A 26312-nucleotide genomic window follows, 5' to 3' on the forward strand; every position below is an offset into this window, starting at 1 on the left:
CCAAGAGGGGAAGACATGAAGTATTGTAAGTGTTCTATTTGCTACAACGTATACGTTGAACATCTAGACAGCATCTAGAAAACGGAACGAGAGAATAAAGGCGGGATAAATTGAGAAAAAATGTGGAAGATTACGGCTGAAAGATGATTTATTGTAAGAACATCATGTGACCATACGGCCACGTCAAAAGAAAAAATGAATGAATGAAACGATATAAACTGTGTCAAAAAAAATAGTGTTTCGTATTATGACACACAACAGTAAGAACAGAATAAAACAAATTTGCAATAAAAACAAGAGCTCATGTGGTGTTTTTTGGCAGTCTGTTGGAATAATTGACAGCAAATGTGTAATCAATAGTGTAGGGTAAGCCCGTCAGGTAAGCCAGCCGTCTTAAATATGAGAACATCAAAACAACTTCCTAATTGGGCCATGCTGGTTAATTGGTCGATTTGCATGAGTGCATGTTCTTGATCTTGAGACCAATTTACGAATTGTTTAATATCAAGGTCTGTTAACCATGCTCCTTGTCGAACACCTCCCACATAGAAAAATCCGGCGTTGCTTGCTGCTTGCTTGAGAGCGGTAAAATCCACATCTGCCGTAAGGTCTTGCTCTCCTACAGCGTCAAACGGATCAAACGTCGGTTTGTGTGAACGAAAGGATCGCAGGGTCCCATTGAGCTTCTTATACGAATAGAGATCGGTGGCTTCATCTCCGTAATCGATAAAGACTACATACCCTTTGGACACAATACCTTGTATTGTACAGAGAAACTCTTCAAGATCCAGACATATTTCTGCAACTTGCCCACGGCCTAGATTGATATGTTCATCTTGCAGTCGTTTGGCCAATAGAGGCGTAGAGGGCTGACCAGGGAATTCCATCAATTCCCTATCACCATCAAGCCCGACATACATTTCGAGAAGTTCTCCCGACCCATCACGCATAACTCGATGAACCGGCAATGCATCTAAGACTTCATTTCCAAAAACAAATGTCGGAGCCGGAGAGAGCGTTTCCGTACTTGCAAGGCTCGTAATCCCTCGCTGCTTCTGCTCCTCCCTTAGTGAAGGGCTGGATTCAATGATAGTGTAGTTGTTGAGCGAAGATGCCAGAAACGCGATAATATTTGACGCAAGCTCACCCGTCCCACCACCAAACTCTACGACTCTAAGGGGTTCACCAATAAGTGCTTCTGCCCGCGTTATCGCCTGCTTGATGGCAAAGGCGAAGGCTGGAAACATTGCATTTGTATTGAAATCACCTTCGGGACGACCAATTAATGGACCTTTCGTGTAGAAGCCATACTCAGAATCATACAAGGCTGCGGTCATAAATTCATGAAATGTGAGAGGTCCATTCTCAGTAATTTGAACTTTTAATTGATCGCCGAGTACTGTTTGGATGCGAATGGGTTTGACGGGTTCTTCCTCCTACTGCCTTCAGAGGTCATCCATGCGATCAATGATCACCAGCACACAAACACGATGCATTGAAACTCTAAAGAATTAGAGACAACCAAGAGTGGGAATATAAAAAAAGGAAGAGCCCCTAATAATAGGGACTCTTCCTTTTATCAATACTTTTGCCAGTAAACGACCGAAAACCAGCGACGTTACTTAATGACAGTTGACGTTGCACCAGCTGGGTTAGGGTTCGTTCTATTCAGCGGACCTTCGATTTCTGGAAGGCGACCGGCACCCATCGACTTTTTGATCCGGTTTCGGTTTGGGTCGGAAACATCATTAATCACAGCCACATCATGAGACATCGTTGAGCCACTGAGATTATTCACATTGCCTTGCCCCTGATCATTGGCTGTTGCTTGTCCCGTCGCTGGCGATTTGCCTTTTGCAGGATAGCCGGGATGCTTAGGAAGCAACGCGGGGTTGGCACATGCCAGAGAGACGGCGAGCAGGGTGGCACCCATTGTGCCAAATACAATTCCAATCGCTTTCATAAGTCCGCTCCTTTGTTAGAAACAGGTTAACAACGGAAAAAACTTTATAATGGTGTCGTCATTTACGCCATAGGGAAGGCTATCATATTCCTAATTCAACGGCGCTGTCAAGACACGAAACGACCGTTTATGTCGTGCGTCCTGTTGGCACGCGTCTCGGGCCTCTTCTCCTCCCTCGATTGTATGGAACTCGTGGACGTAAGGCTGGCATTTGTAGAGTCACCGTCGTTCCCTGGTCTGCTCCGCTCGTGATATGAATCTGCCCTTGATGTTCCTCTACAATTTTTTTGACCATCGCTAGCCCTAATCCGGTTCCTGAGCGTTTAGTCGTAAAATACGGTTCAAATACTTTATCGACATGTTCAGGTGGAATCGGTATCCCATCGTTTTCAATCGTAATGCCAATATGATTTCGTGGCTCTTTTAGCGATGCCACCGACACTCGCAAGTGACCGCCTGGAGACATGGCTTCGAGAGAATTCTTGAAAATACTGAGAAACGCATGTCGCATTTTCGCTTCATCCCATCGCACTTGAGCCAGTCGTGCGGGATACTCCTTCTCGACCTCAATACGATTAATGCGAATATCGGTAGAAATCAGCGAAAACGCGTGATCCAAGAGATCAGGAACGCGACAGAGTCGTCGATCAAGTTGGAGGGGTTTGGCGAAGTCCAAAATTTCATGGAGAATGGATTCAATACGAATCAAATCTCGCATGGCCGTTTCGATTCGAGTCTGAGAGTCAAAATCCAACGTCGCTTCGACCGTGATCTCTTCGAGTTGCGCACGAATAAATCCCATGGGCTCTCGAATTTCTGTCGCGAGAAACGAACTGACTTCGTCAAGAGCCACTCGCCGTTCCTCACGACGTATGGCCGGCTCCGATATTTCAGATCGATTGCGATCAACAGGTTTCCCATTTGCTGATTTTTGTTCTGACAGAATAGACAGCTGAGCCGAGGGGTCTTCAAATAATTCCACCAATTTTGTCGTGATGGGCTCTATTTGCCTAAGCTGAAACCCATCAGGTTCATACTGCGAAGGAGACTTTGACGCCAACGTCACGGTACCCGCTACTCGACCTCTCACAAAGAAAGGAACGACAACTGTTGAGGCAAATCGATCTTTATAGAGTTGCTTGTAGTCCTGAAAACGCCCCTGAGTCGAAGCTAAGTTATGATCACATCTCGGTTTTCGATGTCTGACGGTCCACCCCGAAGCGGACTCATCCAAGAGGAGTCGCTGCCCAGGCGCAAGATCGCGCTTCACGTTTCCGATACCGCCAAGCACTTCTAACGTCGCGGCAATCGGATCATAAATCGTCACCCAAGCCCGCTCGAACGGAACGGAATCGCCTATGTCTCCAAGCAATGTGGTTACCCGCTCCTGAATAATAGGACTCGAGTACGATCGAGGCTGGTTAGCTTGAACGCCGTCCCCATCAGCGGCCATCGGCTCTTGAGCGACAAGCGGCCGACCTAAAATCAGCGATGTGCTAAAAAGTCCGGCCTTCATCAATTCTTCAGTGATGTAGGCCCTCACGCGTTCAACCGATGACTTGTCGCGCTTTAAGAGTGTGGAGTTCTCTTTCCGCCCTAACACAATCGTCCCGTAAATACGCCCCCCATGCTTTAACGGCACACCTAATAAGACCTTACTGCCAGGGGTAATCATGCGAAGACGAAGCGCTTTATTGAGGTCAGCATCTGAAAGTTGTCCCTTCGATCCCAGCTTGCCCCATTCATTCGGAGTCAGGGTCCTGAGGATTGCGCGAATTTCTCGTGCGGTAAACCCGCGCGACACTTGAGGAAGAAATGGCCCACTTTCATGCTCGATAATGGCCACTAATACCGCTTCCATTCCAAGTTCATTAACCGCCGACGTAAGAATTTTCTGTAGCGTGCTTTGCTTGGTAGGCAAGGCGGTTTCAACGGAATTGGGCATATCGTCTCTCTCCTTTATCGGCGTGCGTACTGTTTCCAGCTTTTCAACGCAGGCCCTAACCGGCCAAACATACTGTGCAGCTTACACTGACACCAGTGTGAGTGAAATCGATGAATAGTCATGCATTTGCGTCAATTAATATGGCGTATTTTTCGCCGTTGACTGGTCATCGCAACCTCAACATGGCCTCGTTCTGAAACCCAAATGTTTAAAATGGCGCTTACAAAGCTAATCAAAATAGCGCCCCCAATAGCTGGCCAAAACCCGTCAACCGAAAAACCTTTGACAAAAAATGACACCACATGCAACAAAAAAGCGTTTATCATCACCATGAAAAGCCCTAAGCTCAATAAAATAAACGGAGCAGAGAGGATATACAGTAATGGTCTGACTAACGCGTTCAAAAATGACAGCACGACCGCAGCAACAATGCCTGCCAACAGGCTACGCATTTCTATCCCAGGAATAATAGAGCTGGCAAGAAGGACGGCCACCGCAGTGACCCCACAACGAATCAAAAACCCACGCATTGTACGTTCAATTGAATCCCATAGTAACGACAGTGGCAGCCGAAGGACGCCCGTGGCCCCACATGAGTAACTCCATCATCACGGTTCATCATAACGGGGCTTCCGCACAGGCTCAAGGGCACCTCTAAAAACCAGGACTTTTTCGTGAGTGCAAGGAAGTCGCGCGCGCAAAACCGCAGTGTATAGACGCATACATGAGGATTTGAGCACGCGGCTGACGCTGCAATCGCGGAAAAGAACGGTTTTTAGAGGTGCCCTCAAGTTATTCCTGTCGCCGATTCTGGCAACAGGCGCATCAGCAGGCCAAAAAAGTAAGCAATAATTGGCAGAATGTTCCCTTAAACATCTTTCAAGGCATGAACTGGCGCCCGACCTAAAATTCTCAGTGTCATCAATAATGAAATTGGTACATAGATCAAGCAACCCACCAAACCAATCAAGGTTTCGCCTATCCAAAAGGTCATGATCAAGTTAAACACCAACACCAAATAGTAGAGTGCAACTCCCCAAAGAAGATTCCCGCTGACGGTGCGCTGTGGAAGAGACGAATCACTCCAAAGATAGCGATCTCCAGCACAATACAGTCCGATCGATAACACGCCAACCGTGGCCCACCCCAAAAAATTCTCAAGAGGAACGCCAAAATAGACCCCAGGGTGCGTGTAGCCATAGATAAGGCCTAAGAACCAACGATCTCCGCGAAGAGCAACGGGATCGATGACAATATCAATAAACGTAATAAAGAGCGTCGTCAACACAATCACTGGCCAAGACGTTCGATCACGCACATTGATGTCCCACGTCGATCCCCAACCCGCCTGACGCACCGGCAACACACATGTCAGGGCAAGACAGTAGCTTGCATACAGTAAAAAGGTAAACGATAACGAGTCCATAAAGGGGATATTCGAGATGTACAATTCCTGTCCAACCGTCGAGCCCATGTAATAGTACTCACCAAACGGGAAGCCGTTACGGGTTGAAGAAAACTCACAAAGAAATGCAATAACCCACGTCAGGCCAAACATCCACTGCGTACGCTTCCACCCTAGTAGGCGAACAGCAGAAAACAACGACATGCCGAGAAACAGAAAGACATATGGACGAAGAAGCACGGTGGGTATGAGAAGTGAAAAAAACTCCATAGGGAAATCGGTCTACAGGGTTAGATCAGACAGCAAATGTAGTCCCTAGGCATAGCCATTTGCTCGAAACCACTTCACGGCATGTTCCAACGAATGCTCAATCGGTGTTTGAGGAAGGTCGAGTTCACGAAGAGCTTTAGAACAGTTATAATGCATATGATACTTGGCCATGCGCACCCCTTCTAACGGAATTCGTGGGGTTTGATGGGTCACGTAATCAGCAAGCCATGTATTCATGTGCGCTAAGGGAAGAACAGCTCGCCAAGGCAGTTTGATGCGTGGAGCCTTCACGCCGGTCAGTTGGCTTAATATGTCACAAATTTCTCGAAGTGTGAGATTGCGATGTCCAAGGATGTAGCGTTCTCCGACTCGACCACGTTCCATGGCCCGAATGTGTCCAATGGCCACATCATTCACATCAATGAGATTCATCCCGGTTTCGATGTAGGCCAACATGCGGCCAAGCATAAAGTCGACGACAATCTGACCGGTAGGAGTCGGCTTCACGTCTCGTTCACCCACAGGAGCTGAAGGATTGACAATCACAACCGGAAGCCCGGCTTTGGCTAAGGTTAAGACTTCCTGCTCAGCCAAATATTTTGATCGCTTGTAATCTCCAGCCATTTGCGAGAGAGACACCGGAGTTTCCTCCGTTCCCATCCCGCCGCCATCAGGAAGGCCAATCGCCCCAATGGTACTGGTATAGACAATTCGCTCCACACCCACATCCCCTGCGGCTTGAAGCAAATGCTTTGTTCCATCTACATTGACCCGATAAAAAATTTCTGGATTTTTGGCCCACAGCGCATAATGCGCCGCAACGTGGTACAGGTGCTGACAACCATCGAGTGCCCGGCGAAGCGAGGGCGGATCTTGCAAATCCCCGACAACAGATTCAACCCGCAGGCCTTCCAGATTTTTCAGATTGCTCTCCTGACGGACCAAAACGCGCACGTCGGTTCCAGCCTCCAGAAGCGCTCGAGCCACAGCCGCACCGATGAATCCCGTCGCTCCGGTAACCAACGCTTTCACGACTGCCCCTTCCTCATAGAAGGCTTATCAACATGCCATTGACGTCTCATGCGATGAAAAAACGTATCTCGTATTTCATTGCTCGTATTTCGTCGGAAAAGTTCTTCAGTTTTTTTTGCGAGATACGAGCGACGAACGACGCGCTTCGAAAGACTAGTTGCGTCGCTGCACTACGTAGTTCGCCAATGCGCGAAGCGGATCGGCTCGATCATCAAAGTCATCCAGTCGTTTCAACGCACGGCTGACACAATCTGCGGCAAGATCCCGTGCCCCATCGATTCCATAGAACGAAGGATAGGTTTTTTTCCCACGTTTCGCATCCGTCCCTGCATCCTTCCCAAGCTCTTCTCGTGTTCCGGTCATATTGAGTACATCGTCAGCAATTTGGAAGGCCAAGCCGATGTCTTCCGCATACCCCGTCAAGTTTTCTAATTGCACCTGTGTGGCACCACCTAACAAACTGCCAATCCGAACCGCTGCCCGAATGAGCTTCCCGGTTTTGTAGTTATGTATCGTTTGCAAAGTGATCAGGTCGATATCCTGATTTTCTGCCTGAATATCCATCACCTGCCCACCGACCATGCCATCATGCCCCGCGCCAACCGCAAGCTCATACATGACGTTGACTTGTCTGTCAGCCGGAATTCCAGACTCCGTAGCAGGTTGGCTGCACAATTCAAACGCCATCGTCAGCAACGCATCTCCTGCCAGAATCGCCAGGCCATCTCCGTACACTTTATGATTGGTCGGCCGCCCTCTTCGATAATCATCATTGTCCATGGCCGGAAGATCATCGTGCACAAGAGAATAGGTATGGATGAGTTCAAGTGCCGCCGCATAGGGCATAATCACATGACTCTGAGACCCGACAGCCTCTGCCGCAGCAAGTGTCAGAATAGGCCGAATACGCTTCCCTCCGCCTAGGAGACTATACTGCATAGACTCATAGAGCGTTTTCGCCAGAGGATTTCCCGGCGGGACAACCTGCGTTAAAAATGAATCAATCTTGTCTTGTTGTTGCTTGAGGTAATCTTGAATATCCACAGAAATCCTCATAAACGTTTGCTTGTGTTGTATTCATTCATCACCGATGACAGACGGCCATCAATGACACATGGAAAAAGATATAGCCGTTTCAATTATAGCGTAACCGTATAACTCTAAGCCGAATTGCTATCATGTACAAAGCGCAACCACACATGTCGTAGGAGCAAAAGATGAAAGGTACGGCTATAACTTCCGCTGATTCAAACGTTGAACCGCGCGGAGTTTGTTATATTTTTCCGTTTGGAACTTATTTGGATTCGCTATATCCTAACAGATTGTTGCCTTTTGTCCTGATTCCCGTATTAGCCACAACCGTTTGTCCCGACAAACTCCGTTCTTTTCCATAGCCATCCGCTTGGACGATGGACATCCACACGTCGCATAGATAGTGCTCAAAAAACACGAATGATCAATGGATTTCGGGAGGCGTCAAGCAGATACCGAGCGTATCAAAGAGGTTTTTCGGTGTCAAACCAAGAAGGTTTTCTCGACGACGATATCTTTATCTTCGAGCAATCATGTTCTCTCATCGAAGTGATAATGGATTACTCCAACGCTTTCATGTGACAATCATAAGGGCACCTCTAAAAACGTGCGGGATGGCTCGTTTGTTCTATCGTGGCCTGGCCGGACTGGAATCAAGGACCACAACCAGCAGCCCCCAAAAGAAAACCATGACCGCCTTTACGTTCATCATGATCGCTTCCTCCTTTGATTTCCTTCATTCCCCTAAGATCGAAATGTACGATATAGCCCTTATCAAATAGACCGCTTCTTGCATCCCACCTAGAAAGGGGGATTCGTCACATTTTTAGCCTGCAAGAATTTCATCAACAAAAGTCCGAGCCTTCACTATCCGAATACCCTTATATTCGCCGAGATCGAGTAAATCCAAATCACCCGTGACAATCCATTTAGCTTTGACGGCCACAGCTACGGCAATGACATGATCGTCGTCAGGGTCACGGCATACCTTCCCGACCTTAGGCAAGGGCTTAGTCCATAAAAGTCCGATCTCATTTAATTCCGCACGCCATATACGCACGTCATCATCCGTGTAGCTGTATGGCTTTTTCAAGCGTGGATTTTTGAGGGAACGGGAAACTTCTTCAATCAGGATGGGAGAGAAATGGAGAGCATACAGCCCTTGTCTTGCCAAGCGGATAACCTGTCTCGGCACACTCTCAGCGAACAGGAAGGCGCTGACCAACACCGAGGCATCAACGATGGCGTTGTGCGGCATAGGTCCGGCGCTCTTTGTTCACTACGGCGAGGATTTCGGCCTCTTGTTGTGGTGTCGGTTCACGGCTGCCGATACTCACAGGCCGGAGCAAAATTCCGGAGTCGGTGACTTCTGCCTCTAAATAATCGCCTTCTTCCAAATGTGCCGCTTGTCGAATTTCACGCGGCAACGTGATCTGTGCAGCTCTCCGTACTTTGACCAATGCCGAAGGATGTTTCTCTGGTGTGATTCTGTTCATGTCCTTTGTCCTAATTTTGTAAATTATGAATTTCTTATTTTAGTATGACAGGGTTTTGCCAAGAATACAATTTCCGCTCAAAGCCATAGCCTATGTGCGGTACATGCAACCGAATGAGATGTTCAGTTATATTTTCCGTCCTGCTAATCCTTTTTGATACAATTCGTTATTTTCTAAATCACCACGGCGGCTCTCGACCCATACCAGCCGTTTGGAATATTAAGGAATCCAACAGTCAGAGGGCCCGATTCTAGAGGGACAAGAAAGAGTGGTCAGAATTTATGGCGAAAAAGACAGTAAAAAAAACTCCGATACGACTGTTGGAAGACCTTGATAACCAGCTCTACCTTCTACGTGTCTCCCTAACTGGATTGGAATCAGGCGAGGCGGCATATTCTAAAACAATATCCACCATCTTGCGCAATTTGGTTTGTTACGTTTCAGGTTCAGAAGGTCTTATTTGGCGTTTCACAGAATCAACGGGCATTGATGACCAAGTAAAGATTCAATCACCGGGTCTCAACATAAATGCAACACATCCCCGGGCTGAAGGCTTGATTTTCACACAGATTCCGCTGTATCTGGCGGGAGATGGGCCGACCGAATTAGCTGTAAGAGATGAAAGCCTTAAAAAAATCATTAAGAACTATGACGCGTACTACGTAGGGGGAAAAGGTTTTAGCTATGAAAAATTGATCCAACGCATTGCGGGCCAGATCGGAGTCGGACACGAGCTTGATCAGGCTGACCGCATCATCGCCGATCTCGAAGGATACCAGTTAGGCTCCCATAATGGGTTGGAGCTTATGTTGATTTTGATCGCTAAGTTGACGTTAGAAGTTGGGATGAGAGCAGTCGAGCAACTGGCCGAAGAGTTTGGCATAAAGCTGGGAGAAAGAACGGTGCCCCAATTTGCAGCATCAACCGCTGGTGATGAAAAACTGAGCGGCTTTGAATTGCCAGATTCGCGCCCGCCAACTGAGGGTACTTCTTACTTCAGGATTAACCATCCGCATCATGATTGGCGGATAAATGAAGAAACCTACAATTTCGGGTCTGTGGAATTCGGCGGGCTTCGCTTTTCAACAAAGAAACTACCGAATCGCAATATGGAAATTATCGTTGAAGGCTTAGACGAGAAAGCATTAAATCTTTGTGTTCCTGTCCCGGAGCCGATGATCCGTCAAGAGCTGACGGTCGTCATAACGTGGAATAATGAGAACATCAAGGTGTTCTTGGATACGGATGTTAACAATTTCAATAGAGTCGAGATCGATAAGGTTTGATTGTCACAACTGTGGTGTACGTAAGGTCGGCTTATGGCCGAACTCTGCCGAACTGCTTAAACGATTGCCAAAGAGTTTATCACCAGACGGCAAATTCTCGAGTTCGACCCAAAGCGGATATTCGCAGTTGGATGCAATTGATCATTGTCGATGTGTTATGCACCATTAGATCGAAAAAATAAATACCGTTTAGGTGATAAAAATGATTCAACGCACCATGTATGTTCTGGCAGTACAAGACCTACAAGCGTCTCTGAAGTTCTATCGCGATGTTCTCGGATTCGCAATTAGAGAGATTGGAGACGAAGGTTGGCGCTTATTCGAGCGTGACGGATGTCAAATAATGGCTGGTCATTGTCCTGGCTCAACGCCAGCTCGTGACCTTGGAGATCATTCGTATTTTGCTTACTTTGTTGTCGACAATGCAGATGAGTATTACGCTGAGGTTGTGGCAAACGGTGCAGAACTGATAAAGGAACTGAGAAGCGAACCATGGGGAATGCGAGAATTTGGTTTGCGAACAAACGATGGTCATCGAATAATGATAGGGCAAGATTTAGGGGCTTGAGCACCCGCTTCAGGCCGGAACAACACCTTCTGACAAAGGTAATGCCAATTGTCATTTCCCTTGATGAGCCTTAGGCTCGATGTAAGAAAATTCTTACCAAGCGCATGAATCTCTTGAACACGGCTCTTTTTTCGACCAAAACAGATGCATCCTTGCCTTCATCCCCCGGCTAAATCACCGCCTACCGCGGTTCTCTTTTCCTCCACCTGGTCTTCCTATTCATGATCTTTCTACCGTGTGAGGCAAAGTGGGTAAATTCATGTTCTCGAAGTTCTCAGACATCTATATCTAGTGGACCTATCTATTAAGGCCCACCCTATCCTGTACATGGAATCGTTAACCAGTTTTGCTACACTCTATGGCTTTCCAACCAAAATGGTGTCGGGTGGAACTGGCTGGCAACAAACGGCAACTTCTTTCACAACAAAACGACGAGCGCACAAAGCTACTCGCCGAACTCGATAAACTCAACGCCGACTATTCAAAAGAATTCGAAGACATCCGTCGACATGCGCGGGAAAAGAAATTCATCCATGAAATTTCGCGCGCTCACCGCTATGCTGAAAACAAAGATATCTGGGAATACCTGAATAATATCGTGGAGGATATTCATTTATACACCTGGCGTAAGTGCGCGTCAGGGATCTGCACGAGAAAGTTTCAACGAAATCGACAAATACTTGAAGAAGATCTGCGAGATCTGGACGCTCACCACCGGAAGCAACGCATCAGACTGCGTTATGAAAGTCCCTCGGAAGTTAAACAACAACCAACACCAATCAAGCCACCCTCTCCTCGATTTTTCATGTCGTAAGTTACTATTTTTCTACGTACGTATCTTCTTCTTGCCTCTCATCTATTCATCTGCTTCACTCACAATGTCGTCAACATTCCAGTGAAAATGATTGAGACAGGACGTTGTGTTGTTGGATCTACCGGTTCCACGATGTCATTGAGCCTAAGGTGATTCTCCGCAAACAATGCCTTCCATGTTTCGAGTGTTCGGAAATACCACGGCGCGGGATCACAAAATGCATCACTAAATCCAGCCCATGACCCGTCTTTCCAGCCGTCTTCATAATTTTCCTCTCCACAGCCGGCAACAGGATGCATCGTTTGAATAATGAGTGAACCATGTTTTTGGAGTAAGAATTGTGCCTGTTGAAAAATGCGGTGAACGGACTCATGGCCAAGCAAAGAAAAATTGCATACCATCACATCAAATTTCTCTTGGAGCACGTCTGAAGACAAAGCTTCATACGGGAGCGTTCTAAACCGGCCATCCCCTTGCTGCGTGGCATGTTCGATGAGTTGTGGAACACCATCAATCCCAAGTACGTCGATTCCACACTGTCCCAATGCTCTAACCAACCACCCTTCCCCACAGCCGACATCCAGAACGGTGCGAGGGGATTGCGCGACAACGGTCTCAACAATGGCGGTATTCGTGACACGTACACGACTTTCAATTGTACCGTCGCGTATAGCCACAATCCATGGGTGCACATTCTTTTTCCAGGACTCAATAATATGTGCATCAGAACGTTTCGTCATGAATCAACGTGACCCACGCACATGTTTGCACCGGTTATTCACCAAACACTGAGCGTGAAAACACCAGTCGACAATGAAATCAAAACGCACTCTTCACCACGCCACCATCGACTCGCAGCGCAGCGCCTGTTGTCGCCGAGGCAAGCGGACTCACGACATAAGTCACCAATGATGCGACTTCTTCCGGGGTCGCAAAACGTTTAATCAGTGAGGTCGGACGCACACTCTGAAAGAATTCTTCTTCGAATTCTTTGAACGACTTGCCTTCTTGCTTGGCGAGATCCTCAACGAAGTCACTCACACCTCGGGACTTGGTTGGTCCAGGCAGCACACTGTTGACCGTGATACCTGTTCCAGCAACCGCTTCCGCAAGGCCACGCGAAATAGCTAACTGCGCGGTCTTGGTCATCCCATAATGGATCATCTCAGCAGGAATTTGAACTCCACTTTCACTTGAGATGAAGACAATCCGTCCCCAGTTACGCCTTCGCATCCTAGGCAGATAGAGACGGCTCAAACGCACTCCGCTCAAGACATTCACCTCAAAAAACCGTCGCCAATCATCGTCCGGAATCTCTTCAAACGACACTGGTTCAAAGATCCCCAGGTTGTTCACCAGTATCTCAACATCCGGTTGTGTCTGCGCCAACCGTTCTGCAGCGGCCTCCGTTGAAAGATCGCCGGCAAACCCGATGAGCTCTCCTGACGCACCGGAAGCCAATTTCGCAATCGCCTCATCGACTGACTTCTGAGAACGTCCATTGATAATCACTCGAGCTCCTTCAGCAACAAGGGCTTCTGCAATCGCATATCCGATACCTGCCGTGCTGCCGGTTACGAGACATAATTTATCGGTTAACTGTAAATCCATAAGATCTCCTTATTGTTTCAATTCCACAGACTTTCAATATAGAGAATGCAACGAAATACTACACTGTCCTTCGCATGTGTTTGATTACGAAGGGGAGATTGACCTACCATAGTTTTGCGTAGCAACAAGCGTCGCGTGCCTGACTGAACGGATTTCACAGACGGACAAGCTCTGTGAGCATTAATAGCCTCGCTTGATATCTACGACATTCAACATGCGTTCGCCATGAACATAACGGCGTAAATTTTCTCGGACCAGGAGCCAGACGCGTTGGATTCTTTGGTCGCTGCGAGCGCTGATATGCGGCGTAATCAACACATTAGGCAATCGCCATAATTCGTTGTCTTTTGGCAGTGGCTCCGGATCGGTCACGTCCAACGCAGCAGCAGCGATGTCGCCATGTTTCAATGCACTGATGAGGTCATTAGTCACCACGCTTTTTCCACGACCGATATTAATAAAGTACGCGGTCGGCCTCATGGCGTGAAAGATGGTGGCGTCAAACAGGCCTGTAGTAGCCGTCGTCAACGGTGTGGCATTGACCACAACATCGGCTTGCTTACTAAGCTCCACCAATTCATCGGCTAACCCAACATAGTCGACATACGCAGGGCCTTCACGACGTGAATTTCGTGTGGCAATAATACGCATGCCAAGCGCGTGAGCACGTTTGGCGATTTCAGTACCAATCCCACCAAGACCCACAATCAACATGGTTTTACCTTTTAACTCGATGGCATTGTTACCGCCTTGTGATGCACTACCCCATACGGCCTGCCCCTGTAATTTCTGGTATGCCGGCAACCCGCGTGCCAGTGACAATAATGTCGCCAATACATGTTCGGCAATGGCTGGCCCATGTACGCGTTGCATATTAGTCAGCAACAAGTCTTTCCCTTTCAGTTCAGCAGAGCCAACACAGCGGTCTACTCCAGCGCTATACGTTTGAATCCAGCGAAGCTGTAGGCCAGCCTGCAACACTTCCGGCGAGCAAACGCCAAGCAGCGCATCAGCGCCATTCAATGCAGCCGGTAGCGAATCAATGGATTTGACCGGAACAAGCTGAACGCCATGGCTGACGTGTTGTAGTTCCTCCAAGGCTTTCGTTGATGTGGCTAGCTGGTCCTCTCGCAGTAACACAACGATGCGCTGCGGTTTTTGCCAGTTCGGTGATTCGCGAATCGCCTGCGGGCTTTCTCGTAAACCAAGCTCCTCGATTAACGCCTGAACCTCGGCATCAGATGTGATCTCGGCTTGCAGCGGTGCGGCTAGGCACAGCGCAATCAATAGCACGCTTCCCAATTGAGTCATACGCGACATCAGTCACTCTCCAATGGTTAAAGAATACCAAAAAACTGTACATGGATTCGATCAGATACATCATCTTCCAAGCGATCTGCATCTCGCAGACAGAAGCATGTCGGACCTCATGACCCTCACCACCTATAACAGGGTTACCTGTCGTCTCGTGAATAAGCTCCGTTCTTCGCCTCGTCTTCTGGTGATTCGACATGCAATTGCTCTGACTGCTGCTTCACGAGTTGTTCATGTTTTTTACCAAGCACAAATGCCACCACTGCCCACAAGAGCGACAGCGGAACGGCAATGAATGCAATCTGCGCAAGCGGTAACCCTACCGTCTTAAATCCTGCATACACCCAGGCACTGAACGCATCGCCGCTGCGATACACTGTCGTGTCGATAAAGTTTTTTGCCTTGTATTTTTGTTCACGGCCAAGCACCACAAAGAGCATTTCGCGGGCGGGCCGCATGATTGCGAAGTTGCCAGCGCGACGCAGCACTTGCAGTACAACAATGACCCACCATATTGGCGCAAAACTGAGAATGAGAAATCCTGCAGCAAGGAGCAGTGGCACCAGCGCGAGCATCCATGCGATACCTACGGTGGCAACAATACGCCCTGTCAAGAACACCTGAAAAACTAGAGTCAGGACATTGGTGGCAAAATCCATATTCGCGAACACCGCGGTACGAGTGGCGGAATCGATAAAGCTATCACGAATAATTTGCGCCTGCTGAAAGTACAAAAAGGTCGACAAGGTCGTATAGAGCACAATTAACAGACAAATACCGAGCAGATAACGAGATTTTGCGACAAGCTGAATTCCGGCCCACACCCCGCCTGCAATTTTTTCATGTTTCAGCGGACTGACAGTAGGCACTGCAGACTGCCCACCAGTAGCACGCATGTCTTGATTCCATTGGTCTAACCGCCAAATACAGTAAATGGCGCACAGCAACAACAATGCGGAAAGGAGTAGCAGGTGAGTGATACCAAGACGATCAACCAGGCTAAGGGTAAGGAGTGGTCCCATCAAGGCACCTACCGAGCCACCTGCGGCGATAAACCCAAACAATCGCTTGGATTGTTCTTCGGTATAGACGTCGGTCATGAAGCTCCAAAACACCGATACGACAAACAAATTAAACACGCTGACCCAGATAAAAAAGGCACGGGCGATATACTGTTGCTCCATGCTTGACTGGAGCAGCACGTAGAACACCAACAGGTTCATAATAAAAAACATGTACGCGTATGGTAAAAATTTTCGTCGTGGAAAGTGCGACGTGACCCAGCCGAACACCGGCACAATGGCCAGCATGGCCAGAAACGTGCCAAGAAATAACCATTGCAGATTTTCCACGCCACCGCTCACACCCATTTCGTCGCGAATGGGGCGAATAATGTAATAGCTGCACAGGAGAAAGAAGAAATAGGCGAAAGACCAGAGCAAGGCCGGCATCTCAGCGGGTTTCGCATTTATCCAACGCTGCACATCTAACAATCTCGCAATAGACTGAATGTGTGTGTGTGCCATGGCTTTAATGGTCTGAACCGCTGCACAGACGTAGGCCTTGTAAGAAAAACGGGACGGCAGGCAGCTGAATGATGGACGGCATCGTGAGGCTGTTCCCGTCAGGAAGTGATGTGGACACAAGAAGATCTACAGCGAATTGAGTAGACTGATCATTTTCACACGCGTCGCGTTGTCTGGAAGCCTTCCATGACATGCTCCCATGTTATCCAGCATATGCTTCAATTGAGACGTTCTCGGGATAGCACACGTCACCGCTGGATGGCTCACAACAAACTTCAAGAAAAACTGCCCCCAACTATCGCAATCAAACTCTGCAGCCCACGCTGGCAATTGCTTACCCTTTACATTAGCGAACAACTCACCACGCTGAAAGGGACGATTGATCAGGGTTGCAATGCCTTTTTCCGCGGCTAACGGCAACAAGCGTTGTTCAGCAACGCGTTCACCCATGCTGTAGCTGAACTGCACAAAGTCTAATTCCTCAGATTCCATAATGCGTTCAAGCTCCGCATGATCCCGGCCGTTTGATGTGGTGATGCCGAGATACCGAATCTTCCCTTGCGCTTTCCACTCGCGGAGCGTGGGAAGATGCGTCTGCCAATCACGCAAGTTATGTATTTGCATGACATCCATCTTCTGCACACCCATACGTACAAAAGACTGATTCATCTGTTGTATGCCGGCCTCTCGCCCATCGGTCCATACCTTGGTTGCCGCAAACAGAGACTCTTTACGTGTAACATCCTTCAGTAATTCGCCAATCGCGCTTTCGGCATCTCCGTACATGGGTGATGAATCGATAAGCCGTCCACCCAGGTCAAAGAAAGCCTGCAGCAATGCAACACGCAGTTTTTTTGTCGCAGGGTCCTGCATATCATCCAGGTTACCCGCCGTGCCGAGACCAATCACCGGTAGTTTTTCTCCCGTACGTGGAATAGTGCGTTGCACTAATTTCTGAGTACCGGCCATTGTCCACGTCGGAACAATACCAAGTAACGAGAGGGAGGCGGTTCCGGCCGCAGCGGTCATGAGAAACTGTCGTCTCGTCATTGTATGCATAGCGCTGTTCCTTCGATTGTGTCAGGTGTTTGAATTCATCGATGACGGAGTGCTTCTGATGAATATGCAGGTGAGTTTCATTTCTTGCGTCTAAAATCTACCATAGGTGCCACCGTCAGCATCCGCCCTCAGGTCTATCATAAAGGAACAATGAACGACGAACAAACGCCCACGAGTAATGCCTACCGCCCTGCAGATGCAATTGCAGACGTATTGTCTATCACACGTTAACACATGACTGGAGGCATTGCGTGACGACATGGCAGAGATGTCAAGAACTCTTGGGTTGATATTCTATAGTATTTTAACTTTCAACTAAGACACTCTAAATCTTCTTGCCCCATTTGATGGGAAAGGGAAGGGTGAGGGGGGCTGAACAAAAAGGTAGAACACTATACCATGTCCAAGCCTATCTTCTTGTATTCATTTGGATTCGCCATAGACGGCAACATGTCATTCAGGGAGTTAGCACAACACGTGGGAATAAAGAATGCCGCCAAACCACTCACCCTCTCCATGTTTCCATAGAGAGGGTGAGCAACGGTTAGAAACGCACGAATTTCTATGACATACTTTAGATTAGTGTAATTGCTGCACGTCAATTTCATATGTTCCCATTCCAAAGATCGATTGATGCCTCACCTCTACAAAGTACGTTCCTTGTTCTAATGATTGAACGATTTTTGCATTGACTCCATCGCCGCCATCTAAATCTTGTGCCACACGAGAATGCGTGTTATTCGGTCCATACAGTGTCATCATGACATCCGTGTCTCCTGCCGTTTCGAACCGATACTCGCCTTGAGTCTCGACCTTCACCCGATACAGGTCCATCTGCCGAAATTCGGTAATCTCACCGTCCGTCGACGGAGGAGCTACGGGAATCAATGCTGGAGGAGGTCCACCCGCATCGTCAACGACTGTGATGGCCGATGCAATATTGTTACTCATATTTTCGTCAGAGAGATCTCCTTTGACTTCGGTATGATTCGTGATGGAACCGGCCATTCCCGCTTTGACCACCATCGTTAATCGAGCATGAAAACCATTCGGTAAGGAATCCACATCGCAGATCACGACTGAATCTCCGGTACAGGTTCCATGATTGATCTCTTTCGAAATGAGGTCGACTTCTTGGGGTAACGTATTGGTCAGCATGACTCCTGTCGCCTCGTCCGGGCCATGATTGGTAACCGTCACCGAATAGGTCATTGCATCGTCAACATTTACCATTTCTGGAACAATAACGACTTGCACTCCAAGATCGGCTTTCTCTGATGAACTATCGAATTTCGCTTGAAGCAATCCAGCACCACAGGCTTTGGGACATTGATGGTCGTCACGCGGAAGCGCATCATGCTTCAACATGGCCTCAACCTGCCCAGGAAGCAATTCTGGACTCTCAGATAAAATGAGTGCGACTACACCGGCGACATGAGGGGCCGCCATCGATGTCCCGTTATACAATGCGTACCCGCCTTCCACCATACTCAACACACCGCCCCCACTCCCTCCAGCAAGGTCACCGCCGGGCGCGAGAATGTCAACTGTTTGCCCGAAGTTTGAATATCGCGAGACGAGATGACCACGAGAGTCGCTTGCCGCCACCGCAATCACGGCATCACAGCTAGCCGGTGTCGCTTGCGAGGCATCGATGGCATCGTTCCCAGCAGCCACGACAACTGTTGTACCGGCAAGCACGGCATCTCGAATAGCCGATTGGGTAGCCAGATCTTGTGTGGGACAGTTCACACCCGATGCGCCTAAACTCATATTGATGACGTTGGCAGGGGTTTCATTGGTGGGAACATTTGGAACATCCAACCCTGCCGCCCACCGTATCGCATCAATAATATCGGCTGTCGTCCCGCCGCACTTTCCGAGAACACGAACGGCTTGAACCTTCGTATTCCAATTCACGCCAGCCATACCAAGCGCATTGTTGGTCACCCCGACACCCACCGTTCCAGCCACATGCGTGCCGTGCCAACTGTTGTCCCGATCTTGTGGGGGACCGTTTCCACAGTCAAACGCCTGAATGGCATCTCCCGTATCCGTTGGATCGGCATCCCGACCGTCTCCATCGTTACCCATGAACGGATCGGTAATCATGTCATATCCAGGTATGAGATTGGGCGAACCCACGATATCTGGATGTTCTGGCAGTATCCCCGTATCCAGTACCGCAACAACGATGTTCGGGCTTCCTGTCGTCACATCCCACGCTTCCGGCAAACCTATGCCACCGGGTGATTCGCCATCCCCTGAACCATTCTTGAAATAGGACCATTGCTCATCATATCGAGAATCATCCGGCGTGGCTTGTCGTTCGAGAATATAGTTCGGTTGAGCGTACTCGACATCCGGACGTTGGTTCAGCTCCTGAACTAAGGCCAGCGTTTCGTCAATCATCTGGGCAGCGGAAAACCGTTGTCTCATCGTCGGACTCACCGTAATGACGACCTCGCCTCCAGATGTCTTCTTTCCGCTCATTTCAACACCAAAGATTGAGCGGGTCATCGCATCTGCATTGCCGGATGGTTTCATTTTGACAATAACTTCCCCAGGAACAAACCGTGGTTGCGTCTCAGAATGCTGCGCATAGAGCGGGGAAAAAATATTGATGAAGGACAGAATGAGAAGAACAGCTAGACATTTTGTTGTTACGTGACTCTGTTTCATACTTTTCTCCTTTACGGAATTGGCGTAAGGCGCTACGCCTATACTTCGATGTATCAGGGAACATACACAGGCAGACATCCAGTTGCCTCAAGACTTGAATGTCGCATATAGCCAACCTCACGATCGACTTGCGTTTCGATAGCAGATTTTTTTCATTGCTTCGACTGACAAGAGCGCGATCACGCACATGCAAACTGCCGCGATGCAGACTTTCCAATCGAGACGAAGAGAAAGATCATGCGCTCATCTGGAGTAAGAAACGCAAAAGAAATGCCAGTGAGTCACATGCCCTTCATGATGTAGGAATAGAGAGCACGACTTTCGACTGTTGCGGTTGAATGGGCAAATGGCAACAGGAAGGTTGACCATAGGAGGCCGAATAGCGTAGTACCTGTACAGGAAGGCAGCGTATCCAAAAAGATATCTTACTATCACAAAGAGATACACAGGGGAGTCCACTTGATAGCAGCATCAGAACAAGAGGAAACATACTGACGATACAACTAGGGGAAGGAAAAAGAAAAGAAGAAAAGGCAGAGCAAGAGCACGACCATTACGCACTTTTATCAATACTAGAGATACCGGTGATTGACGACCTTTCCGCGTTCATCAATATCATAGAGTAATGGGGCTCCGGTTGGGATATTCACTTCAAGGATCTCTTCTTTTGATAACTGTTCAAGATGCATGACAAGGGCCCGTAAACTATTCCCATGGGCGGCGACAAGAATGGTTTTTCCTGCCAGCACTTCAGGGTGGATACGGCGATCGTAATAGGGAAGCACCCGCTCAGCGGTATCTTTAAGACTTTCTCCGCCCGGTGGTTGAATGTCGTAACTTCGCCGCCAGAGCTTGACTTGTTCCTCGCCAAACTTCTCAACGGTTTCGGTTTTATTTAATCCTTGAAGATCTCCATACATTCGCTCATTCAGGGCACCGTCTCGCTCGATAGGAAGCCCGGTCTGTTCGATGACTTCAAGAATCAAGCGAAGGGTTTCTTGGGCACGTTTTAACCCTGAAGTAAAGGCTTGATCAAAACGATACGAGCGAAGCTTCTCTCCCGCATCCTTCGCCTCTTGAATACCTTTGGAGGTCAAATCGACGTCTACCCACCCGGTAAATCGATTTTCTAGATTCCACTGCGATTCTCCATGTCGAATCAATATCAGCTGCGCCATTTCTTCCTCCTGATGCTTATACGGAAAATTGAAGAGTTCTCAAACCGTTGTCTTGTCCTGGCTCCCCTTATCCGTCGCTCGTCGTTCGTGAAGCGTATCTCGTGAAGAAAAGACAGAAAACTCTTTTCACGAGATACGAGCAACGGTTTTTCATTTTACGAGATACGATTCACGAGCGACGAAGGTGACTTGCTTTGCTTCTACCCAATACGTACCATGCCGAACAATCTGAATTTACACGTGGTGATAGTACCGGTCCTATGGATTCTCACATTTCCTGGCAACAATTGGCCGCCTGGTGGGCCACTCTAGCCCAACGGCACGAAGTTGAAGAACAAGCACAGGTATTTTTCGCGAATGCCTTGGGAGCAGACCGAGCATTGGAACGCGTGGCCCAAGAAGGGGGCGACCCGAATTATGTCTTATTTGTGCTTCTGCGTCACTGGATTCCTCCCGTTCTTCCTCCGCCTGGCCGAGAACGCACAGCCAAACACGATGCCGATTATTGGATAGAGTCAGAACAAATTCTGAAAGCCGCGGTGGACCGCCTGCGAGAACTCAAACCCGTCATTGATCTCCTCACCACGCCCAACCCACTCGCACAAGAGATTTCCCCCGCTCCTCCGATTGTCGAAGTCGAACTCGCGCGAATGCTGGAAGGTATTGCCGAAATTACCGGAAGCTATGGCGGCCCGGACTATACGTCCATTGTCAAATATTTTGACCCCATTCCCTTACGGCAAACCCAGCCCTTTAAACATAACAAACGGCATAGCGCCGAACTCTGGGTCGTCTTTCTCCTCCGGGAACACTTTCGCTCAATTGGCTTAGGCAAGGATCGCTGTTGGCGACTCATTGCCGATGTAGTCGCCGCCGCAGAAATTGTTCAAGGAAACGGACATCCCTATCCACCAGGAGAACTTAAGTCATGGTGGACAAAAAACTGGCCACGCACCTACACCATGCTCAAAGAAAAAGGCAGTCGGCTTGAAGCCACACATACGGCCTATCAAAGTGATTATGAATGGTTCAAAGCGTGGCTTTCCTGGCAAACCGAACAGTCGGATCATCCCTCAAGAAATTAAGATCCCAACCTTTCTTATCAAACCCACTTAAAAAAACTTCGTGTCTGCCGGTCGTTCCGTTGGCAATGGTTGCTCACTCACAGGGAGGTCCTGATTCATCAACGCAAGAATCAACCCAAATTTAAATAAATGCAACGCCACGCCTAGCCATAAGACATAGGGTTGAATCCCTCCCTCTTCCCTCAATACCTGCATCTGTTTTCTTGCATCAAGATCAGGGGATTTTCGAACCCGCTCAATGCTGTCCTTGATATGCCAATAATATAAATAATTGGCGCTGACCCCTGCCCCAATCTGCCAGACAATTCCTACAGACCAGTCGCCAAATGCCAACGAGGAAAGCACGGGACCAACCGCATACAGAAACGCAAACATGTACATTTTGCGGTAGAGAAACCACAAAAACGAGTCCAAGAGGGCCGCAGGCCAATGCCAGCTCAAGGAAAAACGTGGCCCCTCTGGTGTTTGAAACAGGCGAAATTTTTCTTGGTAATACTGATAAGCCGGCCGCCAGGACCAACCATCTTTGACGTTGAATTGAATGGATTTACTTATGCCAACAGCCGACTGCCATAAGTCTGCCTCGCTGACACCAGCGGGATCGGAGTCAACTTCTGGCTGATCCTGGGTATGGGAATCTGCTTCTGGTGGCGATTCAGCAAATGCTGCTCCACATCGTGAGCAAAAATTTGCTTCGTCTGGATTTTGTTGTTCACAGGTTTGACAGGCACGCATCTCCATGAGTTTATACCATCCCACCTAAGGACACACAAGTTTCTCCTCCTACTCTTCCGTTGTGACGATGAATACTCTCGAAACTCGTGAGTCCGCTTCTATAGCGACCCCAAAGAACTTCCAACCGGAAAAATACAACGAACTCCGCGCGGTACAACGCGAACATGAGAAAGGTTATGCCCGCCTGGGTTATAGCGAATCCACATACGCTCCAGCTAAGCCATGAGGACTTTCAACGCGATATCCAACGTGTCAAGAGTACGGAAGTTCATGGAATCGGCTATAACTGACCACGATTGACGATTCAATAACGAAAGGGCAACCAACATTCAATGGGTGACCTATAGATTCGGCATAACTGGAACGGCTATAGCATCGTGATTAGACGGTCTCACGTGAATTCGTCTTCATGCTCACCCCTTTCTCTCTTTCGAGACGCCGTATCGAGATACTCATAGATATCCCGCTTAACCTGTTTCAGAGGAATGAGAGCATCAGAATCTTTTCGCCAAACCAGCGAACAGTACCGGCATTGAGTGCGAACAGATTGCTCGTTCGCTTCAGCACCATCAACGACTAATAAACGAAGACAATTTCGACAAAACGGTCCTTGGATGTATTGACGAATGTGCAAATCAGATAGATCTTGCGGATTAACCTTCCCAAGTCCATGCCATATCTGACCTGTCAACGTGACTCTCACACCAAGACACAGTATGGACTTCGATCCCGCCAATCGGGGAACCCCCTTCTTACGAGAAGACTCTTTTGACAACTCTAATTGACAGAGTCGATTCGTCACCTCTGTCGCCCAATTTTCAGGCATCCCTTGATGGCCCACGTTCAATTCCAAGCGGTCTACCCGATCAGACAGCTCAGCACATTGAAGCTCTACTTGTTGACGCAGCTGTACAAGTTCTTCTTGATCGACAGCATGAAACCATCCAAGGATTCGCCTTTTTAGAGTCGACCATCTATTTCCCTCGTCCCCCGAATGCTTCAATACTGGACTCACCCATAGAAAAAGAATCACAAAACCCACAATAAAAATGACCCATAACCACACAGACCCGTTGTCCATTTTACATTCCCAAAATTTTTACATTTATGATGTTATAGCTGTTTCAGTTATGCCGAATCCGTTACATGTCAAACAACTGAATACTGATTACCCCTTCGTTCGAGAAGCGTCAATCGTCTGTAGGTCATCCAGGCGGGCATAACCTCCCTCATGTTCACGTTGTACCGCGCTGGGCTATAGCCGATTCACTGAACTTCCGAACCCTTGAAGGTTTTGACACCGCGTTGAAAGTCTTTTGGCATTAAATGGACCGAATTGAGATTCGCTATAGTTGCTTAACCTCAGCTGGAGCTTATTTGGATTCGCTATAATAGTGCGCGTATCACACAGAGAGATTGTATAAAAAAGCAAATCAATAAATGTTGGGTTCCGCCATAACCGTATTGTTGATGTTGTCGACTAAAACAGCGTGAATCACACGATGGATCCAAACTATACCAAAGAGTACACATGCTGCCCACTTTTGCTCGTTATTGCATGTTATAGCTCTAATTCTCGCTATTGCTCACTGGTGACTATAGATTCTTTTCATGACTCCGATACAGAAAGATAAACAAAGGCCCTCCTATTCATGAGCTTGTATTCGCTTTTTGCATTGTTCCATTATGGCCTATATTCCACTTACCAATTTCGATGATCTTCGCATCGGCCTGTATGTCAAATTAGAGTGCTCGTGGTGGCGACATCCGTTCACGAAGAATACCTTTAAGATTCATTCACACAAAGAACTTGTCACCATTCGAGGCATTAAGAACCTAAAGCTCTACTATGACCCCGACCTCTCAGCCCCCCCCGATGACGAAACGATAGAAGAGGATCTCACCCTCCCGACAAACTCCGACCAAGAAGAAGTCGATGAACTTCTTCCCCTTGACGACGTAGAAATCGAATTGCCCGTTGACGAAAAGGCCATCACGAAAGAAAAAGAAAAACGCCGGCGCCGATTCCATGAACACCGGCAACAATTTAAAAAAGTCGAAAATGCCTACTGGCGGATTCTGGGAGAAAGCAAAGATATTTTCAAGGGCGTGAGTGAGGGGAAAGCCAAGGGACTGAAACAAGCCGAGACCATGGTCTCAAATCTCGGAGCGGTCTTAGCGGACCTCAATTCATCGATGACCTTAATGGATGTGGTCAGCTCTCATGGGATGTCAAAAGGTATTTCCTACCACGCCCTCAATGTATGCATATTGTCAATGATTACAGGCCGCACCTTAGGTTTGTCTAAAGACCAACTGAATGACTTAGCTCTAGCTGCACTCTTTCATGATATTGGACAACGCTTTCTCCCTGTCAAAGTCAAATTCGAAGGCTCCGGCATTATGACACAAGTCGACCCACAAACTCTGCCGTTACATCCAGCCCAAGGCGGGGAACTTCTTCAAACCTTTCCAAACTTTCCTGAAGCGAGCATCGAGGCCGTGTTTCAACATCATGAGCGATTAGATGGAACGGGGTACCCATTAGGCCTGAAAGACAACGACATTTCATATCTTGCCAAAATCATTATGGTCATCGATGAATTCGATGACCTGTGCAATGCGGCCAATCCTCTCTTAAGCATGACCCCACATGAAGCCCTGTCGCGCCTTTTCAAAACCAACCAAGAGCCAAGTACACGAAAGTTTCCAATTGAAATCATTCTCGCCATGATTCAAAGTATTAGCCTCTTCCCGCCGGGAACCATTGTCGAACTGAATGACGGATCGTATGGAATCGTCACCAGTATCAACATGAATGCACCGACGAAACCCTTGCTGTTGCTCTATGTCGCCGACACCCCAAAACATGAAGCCGTGGTTGTCGATCTTGCGGAAGAACCCTCTCTGTTTATCACAAAAACGATTCGACCGAAGGACCTTCCTCCCAAAATATTAGAGCACTTAAGCCCACGTCGAATGGCCATTTTCGTCCATACCAATAAAAAGGCTGAACACATCCAAGTCCATCTCAAATCCAAAGTCTAAACGTTCTCTTCCCCGAAGCAACGAAACCACATAACGAGAAAAAACCATCACACACGGTACGTTGCTTTCTCTATGCAGAGCGAAAAATGGGAGTGTTGAATAATGCTGATATCGAGCTGCAATATTCCTCGAGCACGTGTTGGATGTCAGAAGCCTCGGGTCGGTTCAAAAAAGTCCGTCCAGCAAGGCCGCAGCCATTTTGACGCGCGGAGCGTACTGGTTATACGTGAGCACGGCAAAATGGCGAGAACGCCGCTGGCGGC

The 26312-nt window shown here is 48.2% G+C and carries 23 protein-coding genes; 5 read left to right on the top strand and 18 right to left on the bottom strand.

Going from position 1 to position 26312, the window contains the following annotated elements; all coding sequences use genetic code 11:
* Positions 1-353: 353 nt before the first annotated feature.
* The 9 genes from ACWHX8_RS19420 to ACWHX8_RS19460 form a co-directional block, all read right to left on the bottom strand.
* Positions 354-1337: an SAM-dependent methyltransferase gene (locus tag ACWHX8_RS19420; protein WP_447969790.1), complete on the bottom strand. Its 984-nt coding sequence runs from the start codon at positions 1335-1337 to the stop codon at positions 354-356.
* 281 nt (positions 1338-1618) lie between these two features.
* Positions 1619-1963 carry a hypothetical protein gene (locus ACWHX8_RS19425; protein WP_447969791.1) on the bottom strand — a complete coding sequence of 115 codons (345 nt, stop codon included), beginning with the start codon at positions 1961-1963 and terminating at the stop codon, positions 1619-1621.
* 127 nt (positions 1964-2090) lie between these two features.
* Positions 2091-3908: an ATP-binding protein gene (locus ACWHX8_RS19430; RefSeq protein ID WP_447969792.1), complete on the bottom strand. Its 1818-nt coding sequence runs from the start codon at positions 3906-3908 to the stop codon at positions 2091-2093.
* A gap of 131 nt (positions 3909-4039) precedes the next feature.
* Positions 4040-4438 carry a phage holin family protein gene (locus tag ACWHX8_RS19435; RefSeq protein WP_447969793.1) on the bottom strand — a complete coding sequence of 133 codons (399 nt, stop codon included), beginning with the start codon at positions 4436-4438 and terminating at the stop codon, positions 4040-4042.
* A gap of 338 nt (positions 4439-4776) precedes the next feature.
* Positions 4777-5583 carry a carotenoid biosynthesis protein gene (locus tag ACWHX8_RS19440; RefSeq protein WP_447969794.1) on the bottom strand — a complete coding sequence of 269 codons (807 nt, stop codon included), beginning with the start codon at positions 5581-5583 and terminating at the stop codon, positions 4777-4779.
* Between the two features lie 45 nt (positions 5584-5628).
* Positions 5629-6615, bottom strand: a complete 987-nt coding sequence (gene hpnA / locus ACWHX8_RS19445) for a hopanoid-associated sugar epimerase (protein ID WP_447969795.1) — start codon at positions 6613-6615, stop codon at positions 5629-5631.
* A 153-nt stretch (positions 6616-6768) separates the two neighbouring features.
* On the bottom strand, positions 6769-7671 hold the full coding sequence (locus tag ACWHX8_RS19450; protein ID WP_447969796.1) for a polyprenyl synthetase family protein: 903 nt from the start codon (positions 7669-7671) through the stop codon (positions 6769-6771).
* 802 nt (positions 7672-8473) lie between these two features.
* Positions 8474-8905: a putative toxin-antitoxin system toxin component, PIN family gene (locus ACWHX8_RS19455; protein ID WP_447969797.1), complete on the bottom strand. Its 432-nt coding sequence runs from the start codon at positions 8903-8905 to the stop codon at positions 8474-8476.
* Complete coding sequence (locus ACWHX8_RS19460) at positions 8883-9143, bottom strand: AbrB/MazE/SpoVT family DNA-binding domain-containing protein (protein WP_447969798.1); 261 nt, start codon at positions 9141-9143, stop codon at positions 8883-8885. Before ACWHX8_RS19460 ends, ACWHX8_RS19455 begins: the two co-directional genes overlap by 23 nt.
* 281 nt (positions 9144-9424) lie before the next feature.
* On the opposite strand from ACWHX8_RS19460, the gene ACWHX8_RS19465 reads away from it, so the two are divergent.
* The 3 genes from ACWHX8_RS19465 (at position 9425) to ACWHX8_RS19475 (ending at position 11811) form a co-directional block, all read left to right on the top strand.
* Positions 9425-10429, top strand: a complete 1005-nt coding sequence (locus ACWHX8_RS19465) for a hypothetical protein (protein WP_447969799.1) — start codon at positions 9425-9427, stop codon at positions 10427-10429.
* A gap of 202 nt (positions 10430-10631) precedes the next feature.
* Positions 10632-10997, top strand: a complete 366-nt coding sequence (locus ACWHX8_RS19470) for a VOC family protein (protein ID WP_447969800.1) — start codon at positions 10632-10634, stop codon at positions 10995-10997.
* Between the two features lie 358 nt (positions 10998-11355).
* On the top strand, positions 11356-11811 hold the full coding sequence (locus ACWHX8_RS19475) for a hypothetical protein (protein ID WP_447969801.1): 456 nt from the start codon (positions 11356-11358) through the stop codon (positions 11809-11811).
* Positions 11812-11870: 59 nt separating this feature from the next.
* Here the strand turns inward: ACWHX8_RS19475 and ACWHX8_RS19480 are convergent, their stop codons facing one another.
* The 7 genes from ACWHX8_RS19480 to ACWHX8_RS19510 form a co-directional block, all read right to left on the bottom strand.
* Positions 11871-12551, bottom strand: a complete 681-nt coding sequence (locus ACWHX8_RS19480) for a class I SAM-dependent methyltransferase (protein WP_447969802.1) — start codon at positions 12549-12551, stop codon at positions 11871-11873.
* A 79-nt stretch (positions 12552-12630) separates the two neighbouring features.
* On the bottom strand, positions 12631-13422 hold the full coding sequence (locus ACWHX8_RS19485; RefSeq protein ID WP_447969803.1) for an SDR family NAD(P)-dependent oxidoreductase: 792 nt from the start codon (positions 13420-13422) through the stop codon (positions 12631-12633).
* A 180-nt stretch (positions 13423-13602) separates the two neighbouring features.
* On the bottom strand, positions 13603-14742 hold the full coding sequence (locus tag ACWHX8_RS19490) for a D-2-hydroxyacid dehydrogenase (RefSeq protein WP_447969804.1): 1140 nt from the start codon (positions 14740-14742) through the stop codon (positions 13603-13605).
* A 134-nt stretch (positions 14743-14876) separates the two neighbouring features.
* The gene (locus ACWHX8_RS19495) at positions 14877-16262 is read right to left on the bottom strand and encodes an NTP/NDP exchange transporter (RefSeq protein ID WP_447969805.1); all 1386 of its coding nucleotides are present in this window, start codon (positions 16260-16262) and stop codon (positions 14877-14879) included.
* Positions 16263-16388: 126 nt separating this feature from the next.
* Entirely contained in the window at positions 16389-17321 is a 933-nt protein-coding gene (locus tag ACWHX8_RS19500) for an aldo/keto reductase (RefSeq protein WP_447969806.1), read from the bottom strand.
* Positions 17322-17900: 579 nt separating this feature from the next.
* Entirely contained in the window at positions 17901-20003 is a 2103-nt protein-coding gene (locus tag ACWHX8_RS19505) for a S8 family serine peptidase (RefSeq protein ID WP_447969807.1), read from the bottom strand.
* A gap of 572 nt (positions 20004-20575) precedes the next feature.
* Complete coding sequence (locus ACWHX8_RS19510) at positions 20576-21181, bottom strand: 2,3-bisphosphoglycerate-dependent phosphoglycerate mutase (RefSeq protein WP_447969808.1); 606 nt, start codon at positions 21179-21181, stop codon at positions 20576-20578.
* A gap of 260 nt (positions 21182-21441) precedes the next feature.
* Between ACWHX8_RS19510 and ACWHX8_RS19515 the strand changes: the two genes are divergently transcribed.
* On the top strand, positions 21442-22266 hold the full coding sequence (locus ACWHX8_RS19515) for a hypothetical protein (protein WP_447969809.1): 825 nt from the start codon (positions 21442-21444) through the stop codon (positions 22264-22266).
* Positions 22267-22293: 27 nt separating this feature from the next.
* On the opposite strand, the gene ACWHX8_RS19520 is transcribed toward ACWHX8_RS19515, so the two are convergent.
* Together ACWHX8_RS19520 and ACWHX8_RS19525 are read right to left on the bottom strand one after the other, a co-directional pair.
* A complete protein-coding gene (locus ACWHX8_RS19520; RefSeq protein ID WP_447969810.1) occupies positions 22294-23007 on the bottom strand; it encodes a DUF2628 domain-containing protein in 714 nt (237 codons plus the stop codon).
* Positions 23008-23392: 385 nt separating this feature from the next.
* The gene (locus tag ACWHX8_RS19525) at positions 23393-24082 is read right to left on the bottom strand and encodes a hypothetical protein (RefSeq protein WP_447969811.1); all 690 of its coding nucleotides are present in this window, start codon (positions 24080-24082) and stop codon (positions 23393-23395) included.
* A 605-nt stretch (positions 24083-24687) separates the two neighbouring features.
* Here ACWHX8_RS19525 and ACWHX8_RS19530 point away from each other — a divergent pair.
* On the top strand, positions 24688-26049 hold the full coding sequence (locus ACWHX8_RS19530; protein ID WP_447969812.1) for an HD-GYP domain-containing protein: 1362 nt from the start codon (positions 24688-24690) through the stop codon (positions 26047-26049).
* The last annotated feature ends 263 nt before the right edge of the window (positions 26050-26312 follow it).

Source organism: Nitrospira sp. M1, assembly GCF_965152605.1.